11 protein-coding genes are annotated in these 12,562 nt (G+C 44.7%); 8 read left to right on the top strand and 3 right to left on the bottom strand.

Annotation, left to right across the window (positions count from 1 at the left end; translation table 11 throughout):
• Window positions 1-9: 9 nt before the first annotated feature.
• From HNP76_RS00250 to HNP76_RS00240, 3 genes are all read right to left on the bottom strand, one after another.
• Window positions 10-957 carry an HD-GYP domain-containing protein gene (locus HNP76_RS00250; protein WP_184656315.1) on the bottom strand — a complete coding sequence of 316 codons (948 nt, stop codon included), beginning with the start codon at window positions 955-957 and terminating at the stop codon, window positions 10-12.
• Between the two features lie 2 nt (window positions 958-959).
• Entirely contained in the window at window positions 960-2,126 is a 1,167-nt protein-coding gene (locus HNP76_RS00245) for a GGDEF domain-containing protein (protein WP_184656314.1), read from the bottom strand.
• Between the two features lie 81 nt (window positions 2,127-2,207).
• Window positions 2,208-2,993, bottom strand: a complete 786-nt coding sequence (locus tag HNP76_RS00240) for a class I SAM-dependent methyltransferase (protein WP_184656313.1) — start codon at window positions 2,991-2,993, stop codon at window positions 2,208-2,210.
• Between the two features lie 115 nt (window positions 2,994-3,108).
• On the opposite strand from HNP76_RS00240, the gene ptsP reads away from it, so the two are divergent.
• From ptsP to HNP76_RS00200, 8 genes are all read left to right on the top strand, one after another.
• Window positions 3,109-4,827: a phosphoenolpyruvate--protein phosphotransferase gene (gene ptsP / locus HNP76_RS00235; RefSeq protein WP_184656312.1), complete on the top strand. Its 1,719-nt coding sequence runs from the start codon at window positions 3,109-3,111 to the stop codon at window positions 4,825-4,827.
• Window positions 4,828-4,834: 7 nt separating this feature from the next.
• A complete protein-coding gene (gene der, locus HNP76_RS00230; protein WP_184656311.1) occupies window positions 4,835-6,427 on the top strand; it encodes a ribosome biogenesis GTPase Der in 1,593 nt (530 codons plus the stop codon).
• A gap of 3 nt (window positions 6,428-6,430) precedes the next feature.
• A complete protein-coding gene (locus HNP76_RS00225; RefSeq protein ID WP_184656310.1) occupies window positions 6,431-6,760 on the top strand; it encodes a MerR family transcriptional regulator in 330 nt (109 codons plus the stop codon).
• Window positions 6,747-8,138, top strand: coding sequence for a small ribosomal subunit Rsm22 family protein (locus HNP76_RS00220; protein ID WP_184656309.1), 1,392 nt, complete (start codon window positions 6,747-6,749; stop codon window positions 8,136-8,138). Before HNP76_RS00225 ends, HNP76_RS00220 begins: the two co-directional genes overlap by 14 nt.
• Window positions 8,139-8,277: 139 nt before the next feature.
• Window positions 8,278-10,389, top strand: coding sequence for a hypothetical protein (locus HNP76_RS00215; RefSeq protein WP_184656308.1), 2,112 nt, complete (start codon window positions 8,278-8,280; stop codon window positions 10,387-10,389).
• A gap of 95 nt (window positions 10,390-10,484) precedes the next feature.
• Window positions 10,485-11,102 (top strand): hypothetical protein, encoded by a 618-nt coding sequence (locus HNP76_RS00210; protein WP_184656307.1) that lies wholly within the window; start codon window positions 10,485-10,487, stop codon window positions 11,100-11,102.
• On the top strand, window positions 11,089-11,925 hold the full coding sequence (locus HNP76_RS00205; RefSeq protein WP_184656306.1) for a sensor histidine kinase: 837 nt from the start codon (window positions 11,089-11,091) through the stop codon (window positions 11,923-11,925). The genes HNP76_RS00210 and HNP76_RS00205 overlap by 14 nt, the downstream gene beginning before the upstream one ends.
• Entirely contained in the window at window positions 11,922-12,548 is a 627-nt protein-coding gene (locus tag HNP76_RS00200) for a response regulator transcription factor (protein WP_184656305.1), read from the top strand. Before HNP76_RS00205 ends, HNP76_RS00200 begins: the two co-directional genes overlap by 4 nt.
• Window positions 12,549-12,562 lie beyond the last annotated feature (14 nt).

Genomic DNA, 12,562 nt, shown 5'->3' with positions numbered 1-12,562 from the left:
CCGTGCCAATTACCAGCGGAAATCACCCGTCTGATATTTTTTCATTCTGTTGCGGACATCGTTCATGCAGGCAGAAACCTTTTTGCGAGGAATTGAACAGAAAATTTCCACAAGCCTTGCGTCGAGCTGGGAGCCAGAAACAAGCCTCAGTTCCGAAATCGCACTTTCGTATGAAAGAGAAGGCCGGTAAGACCTGTCCATCGTGATTGCGGAATATGTGTCTGCAATTGCAAGGATGCGTGATGCCAGCGGAATTTCTTCGTTTTTAAGGTGATAATAGCCGTTGCCGTCGACCCGCTCGTGGTGGTATTTGACCCAGTAAGTGACCGTTGTAAAGGCAGGGAGACGCTCAAAAAGTTCGACACAAATTTCGGGGTGGCGCTGAATCAGTTCCTTTTCCTGGGGAGAGAGCTTGCCCTTTTTATCGATGATGCTGCGCGGAATGCCCAGCTTGCCGATGTCGAGGAAAAGGGAAGCGTACTGAAGGTTCATGGGGTTGATTTTCTGCCTGTCAAAGAAGGGCAGGTAATCATAAATCAGCATGGTGAGGTTCTGGACATGGAGGGAGTGACCGTCGAGATTTTCGTCACCCGCTTCGATTACGCCCACCAGGGTTTCAAGAATTTCCATTGAGCGGATGCTGATACCCCGCAGCTGGATGAAATTCCAGGCAAGCAGGAGGGTGAAGAGGACTGTGCAGGAAATTATCGGCAGGGCCATATGAATGGATATGTTTTCGAAAGGGATAACAACAATGTCGAAAATGATGAATATGATTTCAAAAATGAGCAGAACCAGATTGGCGACAAAATGTGCACCAGAATCATTGTAGAGGACATCGCTTCGGAGAAAGATGGAGAAAAGCGTGACTCCAAAATTGACGACCATAAGAATGATGGCGGTAATTATGAGGTATTCTGCAACTGTGATGGAATTTATGAGAAAAAGGCTTTCCATAATTATGCGTCTCCTGGCAATGCTTTTGTGCTGAAGTGAATCTGATTTTTGCCCGCACGCTTTGACTCGTAAAGGGCTTCGTCAGCACGCTTGTATGCGTTATCGATGTCTCTGTCGGTGCTGATGATTTCCGTGACACCGAAAGATGCGTGAATTCCGTTGAGTTTGTCGAACTGAACTTTGTTGAGGGAATCAAGCACTCTTTGAAGCAACTCGCGGACTTCGTTCTGTGTCTTTTTGCCCCGGATGAAGAGAATGAATTCGTCTCCGCCCAGACGGCCCGCAATGCTGATTTTTTGCGTTAAATCCCATGATGAAGTCATTTCGGATATGTAGTTTTCAATTCCCAGCTGCTGGATTAAAGTTTTGCCGACAGTCTGGATTACCTTGTCGCCCATCTGGTGGCCGAGGTTGTCGTTGATGCCCTTGAATTCGTCCAAGTCCAGGATACAAAGGGTGATGTATTCGCTTGTCTTGGAACGGAGGACTTCTTCGGTGATTGCGAAAAATCGGCCTCTGTTGAGAAGGGTGGTGAGGGCGTCAAAGCTTGATTTGATTTCAAGTTCCTTTTGAATCTGCAAGTCACGCTGGTAAAGAATGAACTGGGAGACTCTGGTGCGCTGGAATGTGTAGTGGAGGCCGAAAACCAAAGTCATGACTACGACCGCATTGTAAGTGTCGTTGTAGGCGATTGAAAAAGTTTTGAAAAGATATGAGGTCGTCAAAAAGATTCCGACTGCTAGAATCGAAAGACAGATCATGATGGCCATTGTCCCGATGTAGGAAAGGGCTGTGAGGGCAAGAAGGACAAGGAACATGGTGGCAGGCATGTAGGGCGCGAAGATTGAAGTCAAAATCCCGTAGGAAAGAAGCCCGATAATGGAAGAAAATACGGCAAGGTAATTGTGCCTTTCGGCGGTTTTTGGAAAGGCTGTGAGCCAGATTTCAAAAACAATGCCCGCCAGAAGGTAGGCGGCGTAAAAAGGAATGCGCTCCTGATTTACGCCAAAGAGATTGAGATAGGAAAACACAAGATAGAGCAGGTTGATGAGAATGAACCATGTGTTTAAAATCGTAATGTGTTTGCGGTTAGTCGTTCGAATCAAATCGGAGCATTCCAGATAGGATTCTTTGGTGTAACCGTAATAATTGAAACTTCTCGCCGTCATGCAGAATTCCTTTCAGATTATTTTATTAATTGTAAGGGTGAATTTCTGATTTGGCAAGTTCATTTTCAGATTATTTTTGATTTATTTTCTTGCTACGATTACCATTGTCCTTGCGTTCTGATTGTAGGGCGAAAAGTCAAAGTCACCATAAATTTCAACTGACTTGAAGCCGATTCCAATCATCAGCCGCTTTAATTCGATTGCTGAGTAGAGGCGCTGTATGAATTCATGCTCGATTCGCTCGCCTGTCTTGTTGTCGATTAAAATCCATCTTGAGCGAAGACCTTCCCAGGCTCCCACAACGCTGAAATCAGTGAGAACCGTTTTGCCGGCCCGCTCGAACCATTCTCCCTCGGTAAAGTCCTTGATCGCAATTTCCCGGCTAATATTTTCCAGAATGAAGAAACCGCCGTCACGGACTGAGTCAAAAATCGACTTGAGGATCTGTGCGTCTTCTTCGATGGTGTCGCAATATCCGAATGATGTGAAGAGATTGATTGCACAGTCAAACTTTTTTTCGCTCTTGAAGCTGCGTAAGTCTGCCTTGATAAGCTCAAGGTCGACTCCCTCTGCACTTGCAGTCTCAGCGGCCGCATCCAGTTCGCTCTGAATCAAATCAACGCCGGTAACTTCAAGGCCGAGGCTGGCAAGCTCAACGGCAATTCTTCCAGGTCCGCATCCGGCATCAAGAATCTTTGCCCCCTTGCTCAATCCTGCGATTTTACAAACGCTGTCGGCAACTGTGGGTGCTTCTGCCCAGCGGGCTGCATCAAACATAATGGGACCGTAATTGTTCCAGAAATCTTCCTTTTCAAACCATTCTATTTTTTTCTGCGGCTTTTGCTCTGCCTTTTTCTTTTTTGCCATAAAATCCTCACTTTTTCTTTCTTCTATTATAACATATATATTCCAATAAATTACATAAAGTTACAGAAAAAATTCAGCATTTGACATTTTTCATTTATCAGATTAGAATCCTTACATGAACGTTCTTTTTGGTCTTTCAGCATCCGGTGGTATCGGAATTGGCAGGGCATTTATCATCCCTGAAGCAGAAAAACGTATTATTTCCTCAAAAAAGATCAAAAATGAAGAAAAGCCCCAGCAGCTTGTCCGATTTGAGCGGTCACTTTCAAGAATCGTAGCTCAAATTTCAGAACAGCTTGAAATTGTCAAAAACGATAAAACCCAGTCAGAAATTTTTGAAACTTACTTCCTCATGCTCAATGACCCGGAATTTTTGGGCGATGTTCGTAAGACTTTTGAAGCATCAAACTTTTCCATCGAATATGTCTTAAATCAGAAAACTGAAGAATATGCCAACAAGCTCCGTTCCAGCGGTAACGCCTACCTTGCTGAGCGGGCCGAAGACATCTGTGACATTTTCGGCCGGGTCTTAAATGACTTGCTCGATTTCCATCCGTTTAATATCGAGAATATTCCGGACGACGTTGTAATCATTGCCAAGTCAATGGCTCCGAGCGACACTGTTATTCTTTCAAAGCGTCGTATTGCGGGAATCGCGCTCACTGACGGCGGTGTTTCTTCTCATGTCGGTATTCTTGCCCGCAACTACGGAATCCCGGCCGTTTTTGATATCGATAATATCCTTGATGAAATTTCAAATGATTCCCTGATAATCGTTGATGGTGACACTGGTGAAGTTATCGATGATCCGGATGAACTCACTCTTGCCGACTATCAAAAGAAAATCGACATTGCCAAAGAACACGCCGAGCGTCTCAAGAAATTCCGTGACATTCCGGCCAAAACAAAGGACGGCGAACTTTTCCAGCTCATGGCAAATATCGGTACTGTTGATGAAGCCAAAATCGCTCAAAAAGAGGGGGCTGATGGAATCGGTCTTTTCCGAACGGAATTCCTTTTCATGAGCGAGTCAAACAAAAACATGGGCTCGGCTCACTCAAAGATTGCGGCTTTCAGCGAAGAAAATCAGTTCAACGCATACAAAACTGTCCTCGAAACAATGAAGGGCAAGCCGGTCACAATCCGCACCCTTGATGCAGGCGGTGATAAAATCATTTCTGCCCTGGATATTTCTCACTCAACAAGCGAAGAAAAAAATCCCCTTATGGGCTTACGGGCAATCCGCCTCACTCTGGCAAATCCCCAGCTTTTGCGCACTCAGTTCCGGGCATTGTATCGTGCAAGTGTTTACGGCAATCTCAAAATCATGCTTCCGCTTATCACGAGTGTTGATCAAGTCGAAGAATCTCTTGCAATCGCTGCAAAAGTCCGTGAAGAATTAAAGTCAGAGAATATTCCGTTCAATCCTTCCGTTCCAATCGGCGTAATGGTTGAGACCGCCGCCGCCGCCATGATTTCAGACTGTCTGGCAAAAATCAGCGACTTTTTCTCAATCGGAACAAACGACCTCACCCAGTATACCTTGGGCGTTGACCGAGAAAATTCCCTGGTCGCTCCCCTTTACGATGAATTCCATCTTGCCGTCCTTCGGCTTCTTGACAAAACGATTTCCGCTGCCCACAGTGCGGAGATTGACGTTTCAGTCTGTGGTGAAATGGCCAGCCGCCCGGAAAGTGTCATGGTTCTTGCAGGCATGGGCGTGCGCACTTTGAGTATGAGCCCCAAATTAATCACAAAAATCAAAGAACTTCTATCAAAAATCAGCATGGAAGAGCTAAAAGCCATTTCCTCAAAGAGACTAAATAGTTTATAATAGTTTCATGGCAAAAGCAAAACGAAAACCAGATTTCTCAAAACCAAAGCCTCAGAAGACTAGCGAGGTTATTGAGCAGGAAGAAGTCCTTTCTCAGAATGTCGAAGAAGAAGCAGATGATGATTCAGATGATTGGAATTTAGAAGACACAAGCAATATTATAGAAGATTCTGAAGAAATTGCGGCATACAAGGCAGAAGTAGAAGAAGCCGGATATGACACTTCAAAATATTATGTGAACCTTCCTTTAGTTGTAATTGCAGGCCGTCCGAACGTAGGAAAGTCAACTCTCTTTAACCGCTTCATGCACCGCCGTCTGGCAATTGTTGACCCCACTCCGGGCGTTACTCGTGACCCTGTAGAGGCAAACGCATTCATCATGGGTAAGCCTGTCCGTCTCGTTGATACAGGCGGTTACAAGCTTGACCGTGACCCAAGCAGCCGCGAGTCAGAAATGGACGAACTTGTAGTTCAGAAAACTCTTGCAACAATCAAAGAAGCCGATAAAATTCTTTTCCTTCTTGAAGCCGGAACAATCACCGGTGAGGACGAAGAATTCATTCAGCTTTTGCGCCCATATTGGGACAAGCTCATCGTAGCCGTAAACAAATGTGAGGGCGGACGAGGCGAATCTGTCGCATGGAACTATCTCCAGTACGGATTTAAAGAGCTTCTTTTTATTTCCGCTGACCACGGCGACCACATCACTGACCTTGCCAAAAAAATCACCCAGGACCTGGATTTTTCAAGGGTCGAAGAAGGCGAAAAGCCGGAAGAGCCAATCCGAATCGCGATTTTGGGCAAACCGAATACAGGCAAGTCTACCCTTTCAAATCGCCTCACTCATTCAGAAAAATCAATCGTCTCTGATTATGCCGGAACCACCCGCGATGTAGTCGAAGGCAAATTCCAGTATGCAGGACGAAATTTCGAAATCATGGACACGGCCGGAATCCGCCGCAAAAAGAAAGTCCACGAAAACGTCGAGTATTATTCAGTCAACCGGGCAATCAAAACCCTGGACAAGTGTGACGTCGTCTTCCTCATGATTGACGCTCAGGAAGGACTCGCCGACCAGGACAAAAAAATCTGTTCTCTGGCTTACGAGCGGGGCAGGGGAATCATCCTCGTCCTCAACAAGTGGGACACCCAGGATCAGAGCCGCAAAACTCTGCGCGACACAGTTGATTACATCAAGACTATGTTCGGTCACATGAACTGGGCACCGATTCTTCCTCTTTCAGCCCTCAACGGCGAAGGAATCAAGGATTTGCTCAACAAGGCAATCGAACTTTACGGTCAGCTTACACGCAAAGTGGACACATCTGCCCTCAACAAGGCACTTGCGGACTGGCTTTTCCATTATCCGCCACCAGCAAGCAAGGCAATCCACTTCAAGATACGCTACATGACCCAGACCAGCACAAATCCGGTCTCATTCCGCATTTTCTGTACCAGCCCGGACAACGTTCCGGAAAGTTACGTCACATATCTCAAAAACTCAATCCGAAAAGACCTGGGCTTTGACCAGATTCCGGTTGAGCTGAATATGAAGGCCAGCCGTAAACGCTGGGAAAACAGATTCGAAACGGAAAGTTAAAAATTGACTTACACTATTGGAGATGTTGAAGAACTGAGCGGTGTTCGCCAGAATGTTCTCAGGTACTGGGAGACCATCATTCCCGGTTTTGCCCCGCGCAAGGATTTGGGGGGCAGACGGGTTTACACCGAGCGTGATTTTGAAATCGTCCTCCGCCTCAAATATCTGATTTACGAGCGAAAATTTACGATTGAAGGTGCCCGAAACGAAATTTTGAGGGAAGCCCAGGCCTACGAAAACAACGCCGAGGCAATGAACCTTATCCGGGAGCTGAGGGGCGAGCTGACACAACTTTACTTTGATATCAAGAGGTCTAGAAATGAACGAAAATAATGGAAAAGCCGGAAAGGCATCGCGGGCAAGAAGTCATGCCCACAGAATCGAAAAACGCGATTCATTAAAGTCAAAGGCGGCCTCAATCAGGCGGGAAATGTTCAAGTCAGATTCAATCCCTGCCGAAAGCAAAAAAATCATCGAAAATTTTGAAGATATTGTCGCAGACGTCCGCAATTTGAGCGGCAAGCAGAAGGTTTCACTTTACGGGGCAATCAAAAATCTTTCCCACCAGCTCACTGACGACAGAAATTCCCGCCGTCTGGGCTACATGAACGAAGCCAGCTTCATAAGCGCATACATCAGCTATTTCATGTGGTGGAATCTTGTGCGCCAGGTAAGTCTTTTCTCAAATCTGCCCAAATCGGCTTTCACTTCACTTGAAAATTCCGAAAATCCAGTGGCAATCGACGTTGGAAGCGGCACCCTCACAGCCGTAATTGCCCTCTGGCTTGCCCGACCGGAGCTTCGCAGCAAAAAAATCACCTGGTACTGCATGGATTTGAGTCAGACGGCCCTGGCTGCAGGCGAAGACCTCTATCTTTCAATCGCCGCAAAGACTTTAAAAGGGGAAAGCCTTCCCCTCGCTACAAGCGCTGACGCGTTTTCCGCTACCCCTTCTCCTGGGGCTGCGCCCCAAGCCCCCGAGTCAACTGAGCCCTGGAAGATTGTCCGGGTTAAGGGAGCTTTTGGCACGTCAATCAAGGAAAAGGCTGATTTCATCACTTGTGCCAATGTTTTCAATGAGATTATCCAGAACAAGGAAATGCCAACAGACTTCCTTGCCAAAAAATACACGAAGGAACTGCTTTCCTATCTCAAAAGTGAGGACTCAGCCGTCCTGCTCGTTGAGCCGGGGGACCCGCATTCAGCAAGATTCATTTCGCTCATGCGCGATGCTTTAATCCGCCAGAATTACAGCCCGGTAGCCCCCTGTCCTCACAGCGAGGCCTGTCCAATGGCCGGAAGAACCAGCGGCAAAACAACGAACGCTTATGGCAAAAACGCCAAGTGGTGCAACTTTGCCTTTGACACCGAAGCGGCCCCTGCAAAACTCCTCAAGCTTTCTGAAAAAGCAGGTCTGCCCAAAGAAAGGGCTTCCCTCAGTTTCATCGTGGTAAAAAAAGCGGCAGAAAAGACGGAAAAGAGTGACAAAAAACTCGCTTCCGAAAAGACCTTCATCCGCATTGCATCAGACTTTATCCGCCTGCCGGAACTGCACAAATCAGGCTACTACGCATGCAGCCAGTTCGGAATGCTGCTTGCCGTCGATGAAAGCCACGTCCAGCCCAAAAACGGCGAACTCCTGCAAATTAAAACGCCCTCCGACCTGACCCAGCGCGACAAAAAATCCGGTGCGATTATCGTTCGAATTTAGCAAAAGTGTGCGTTGAACGCACACTTTTTTGTGAGGACACACTACCACTTGTTTTTAAATTCATGATATTTTTCTTGGAAAATGATGGAATGGTCTTGTGTAATCAAGACTGTTCACATAATTCAACAGGAGGAAACTCATGAAAAAATTCATTAAAAAAATTTTGGTTCTCATGACTTCTGCCGCACTTGCCTTCGGCTTTGCGTCTTGCGGAAGCGGAGATGACGACAACTCTAGCGGCGGCGGCAACTCAAATTCTGCTCTGGCTATTTTTACCTGCAACAGTGGTTATGATACCCGAACCCTGACCTTTTATAATGACTCTACTTTCAAAGTAATTGTAAGTGACGAATCTGGACCTCAGGCAGCCGGAACATATAAATTTGTATCCGGTGACTGGGAAAACGGTACAATCACATTGAATGCTACATCTGGTTACAAACAAGAGACATTTACTGGTACTAAAACAATTTCAGAAAAGAAAATAACTTTCAGTACCAAAACTTATACCCTTACTGGCGGAACGCTTAAGACTCCGTCTGACGAAAGCGGTAATTCTGGAAAAGAACCTTCCCAGACTGAAAAAAAACTTCTTGCGGAATACATCTATGACAATCTGAGCCTTATTTCCTTTTATTCAAACAACACATTCGAATTCAAATATTCGGACCGCGACTATAGTAAAGAATCAGGTACATATTCGCTCGTTGGAAACTGGAACAATGGCTGTGTCGCAATAAAAAACAGCAGTACTTCAAATTACCCCAAAATTGAATCAGGCGTACATGTAATTTCTGATGGAGTGGTGAAAATTTCTTACTATAAGTATTCTGTGAAGGAAATTGCAAGCGGAGCCGATAAAAATGTATTTCCAGAAATGGTGTACTTCCCTGACAATGAAGAGTATTCTGAAAAAAAGATTGTCAATTTATTTATTACAAACGATGAAACAAGCGAGTCTAATAAAATTTACCTTGGAAAAATAGCAACTTTCTTTTTCTCAGACAACACATGGCTGTCTACCAAAAAAGCAGACTCTGCCAGCGGTATCCAGACTTCCGTGCTAAATACAGGAACATATACTGGTGTAATAGATATGAACAATAGAAGCTATTCCGACATTACACTTTCATCAGCTGGGGCTCCAAGTGCAAGCACATATACTCTTGAAAAAGATAATTTTGGCAGAGTTATCCTCAGAAAGTCTTTTATAAGAGAATATAGATTCGATGCCGATGTTTTTGCTTCAAAAGAGAAGTACATAAACTATGACAAAATCAATGCCATTTTTGATGCTCCTGAAGAAAAAGGAGATAATTATACAAAAGAAAAACTTTATGTCTTCTATAAATATGATAGCTCTAGCGGAAAATCTCTTTATGAAGTTTTATCTATTATAACTGCAGGCGATTATACAAACATAGAAGTTTTGGAGTCCTCTACATATTCACTATCTTCTGGTGACTGGTTTGATGGTAGCATAAAATTCTCAGATGGTTATTTTGGTAACGAAATTAAAGATCGTGTTATGACAATTGAAAACGTGAAATATACACGCTCATATCCAGAATACAAGGATACTACAGCAGCCAATGGTTCAGCCGCTTTCGCAGCAACTATACTCGGAAGAAAATATGTCGTCAAATTCGACAACGGCACTTATGTACAATATTGCAATGGTCAGGAAGAGGCAAAAGGCACTTATACAATGACAGGTGATTTTACAAACGGAACCATGAGGCTTAATGAAAATCAAGAATATAAAAATGGTTCATGGAAAACAAAATCAGAAATAATCAACTGTACGATTACAAATGGAACTCTTAAAAACACCTATGGTTCATTCACGGCTGTAAGTAGTGATTATGATGTTTCGCAGGATAGTTCAACAAGTACAGCATCTGATGTCTATTACGAATCATCATTCGGTGAATCCGCCGTTGCTGTATTCAGATACAAATATGAAGATTCAAGTGGCTATGAAACAATTTATTTCTATTCAGATGGAACATGGAAATGCCGTGAATACACTTATGGATACCGAAGCACAGATTATACAGGCAAATGGTCTAGAACATCTGGAAACTGGACTAATGGCGTAATATCTTTTACTGCAGAGACACATAATAAGAGAACTGCTAATTTTGGAACAATTCCTTTAACCATAACAAATGGCAAATTCAAAATGGAAATTTGGGACACTCCGAGCATAGAATCAACAGATTCCAGTCCTGAGTATATAAAACGGTAAATTCAACTAATTGAACTTAAAGTCCGTCTGTCGCGTGCAGGCGGGCTTTTTTTCAGGTCTTACAAGTGAACACAAACAATGCTATAATCCTTTCTATGGATAAACCAGCCAGCAAACATATTACAATTTTTCTCTGTATTCTCGCCGAATTTTTCAATCTGCTTACGGCCTGGGTTCTTGGCGATGTCATGCATATTCCGCTTTTTATGGACACAATCGGCACGGTTTTCATCGTCTTATATGCGGGGCTGCTTCCGGGGCTTTTGGTCGGCGGGCTTTATAACGTGCTCCGGCTTCTTCTCATGGTAGCGGCAGGCAATTCCTTTTATCCCTGGGAAATCATGTATTCCCTTTGTGGATTTGCGATTGCTTTTTTTACCTGGCTTTTTTCATGGCGCAACAACAATCTCTATCTTTCAAAGACCCTTACTATTCTCTACCTTATCTTGATTTCCCTTGTTACGGCTTTTGCTTCGAGCATCATCGGCGGAATGATTGAAACCTTCCAGCGCATTCTTTTTGACAATCAGGTTTATGTAAATCCTGTAAAGAATTTTGTCATGGCTTTTTTGGGCGAAAATCTCGGTCTTTTTGTCGCCTGTACTTTCGCCAGAATCCCGGTCACTGTTCTTGACCGCCTAATCTGCACCTTCCTCGGTTTTATACTTTATCAGCTTGCAAGGAGAAGGGGCTCAGCCGATGCACGCCAGTAATTTTCATCCCCGCATATCCAGCGAGGATCTAGCTTCCCTTTATCAGACGATTCATTCTTTTACGCTCTTTTTTATAATTCTTGCCTTTTTGTGCTGTGTAGGTCTTCTTGCCGTGGTAATTGCCCTTATCAGGATTTCCCTTGCAAAACAGCATGAAAAAGAGTCCAACGAGTATGCTTCCCACGTCATTACGGCCCAGGAAGAAGAGCGTGCCCGAATTTCTGCGGAACTTCATGATACGGTAGCCCAGGATTTGTGCGTGGCCCTTTCAATGGCGGCGAATGAAAATCAAAGGAAAATCCTCCATGACAGCATTGCCCAGATCCGTTCCCTCTGCTACATGCTGGTTCCTCCTTCCCTCACAAAACAGTCGCTTTCTTCGGCTCTCAAGGGCTTCTGTCTTAATTTTATTGATGAAACCAAAATCGACCTGCATTTCCTTATCCGTGAAGATGCTGCAGCCCTTTTAAATTCAGAAAAATTTTCCGCCCAGCAAAAACTGAACATCTACCGCATCGTCCAGGAATCCCTGATGAACGTTAAAAAGCACGCGAATGCAAGTGAAGTTTCTATTTTTGCACGACGCGAAAACAAGTCTGAAAATGAAGGAGTTTATCTTTTTATTGAGGACGACGGAAACGGCTTTTCACAGGCAAAACTGGCCGGCAACCACATGGAAAAGCATTTCGGACTGCGCGGCATGAACATGAGGGCCCGGCAGACAGGGGGAATCCTCACGATAAATTCGCGGACGGAAGGTTCGGAAATGGGCAGCGGAACGGAGATTCAGCTTTTTATCCCAATCGGAGCATTTGAAAAATGAAAAGACAATATTTTCTCGTAGAAGACCATATGCTAATGAGGCAGGGCGTTGTCTCTTATCTTTCGGACCAGTCTGACTTTGAATGTGCGGGCGCGGCTGCCACTCCCCAGGAATTTTTTGATTTTATGGAGCAGGGGGAATCCAGGGAAAAAATCAAGCTCCTTATCACTGACTTGAACATTAACGGAACCGTTGACTGCGGTCTTTCTTTCATCAAGGAATGTAAAAGCCTCTTCCCGGAAATGAAAATCGCCGTTTATTCAATGCATTCTGACATCGGAATCGTGGGCGCGGCGATAGAATCCGGGGCTGTAGCCTTTGTCTCCAAGATGAGCGATGCTTCTGAGCTAAAAAATGCACTTGAATCCCTTGTTGGCGGCAGAAATTATATCGAGCCGAATATTGCCCGCGGTCTCTTTTTCTACGAGCGCACTCTTTCCATGTTTTCCCACCGTGAAAGCGAGATTTTGCGGAAAATCCTTCAGGGCAAGCAGAATTCAACGATTGCAGATGAACTTGGAATAACCAAAAGAACCGTTGAAAACTGCATAAGCAAAATCTACAACAAGACCGGCTTTTCAACGAAAGAAGAGCTTCTTGAGCACTTCAAGGACGGAGTATAAAAAAAGCCCGGCTG

The organism is Treponema ruminis (assembly GCF_014201975.1).
Classification (GTDB): Bacteria; Spirochaetota; Spirochaetia; order Treponematales; family Treponemataceae; genus Treponema_D; species Treponema_D ruminis.
The sequence above is the reverse complement of the archived record's forward strand: the minus strand, read 5'-3'. Positions and strand labels throughout refer to the sequence as shown.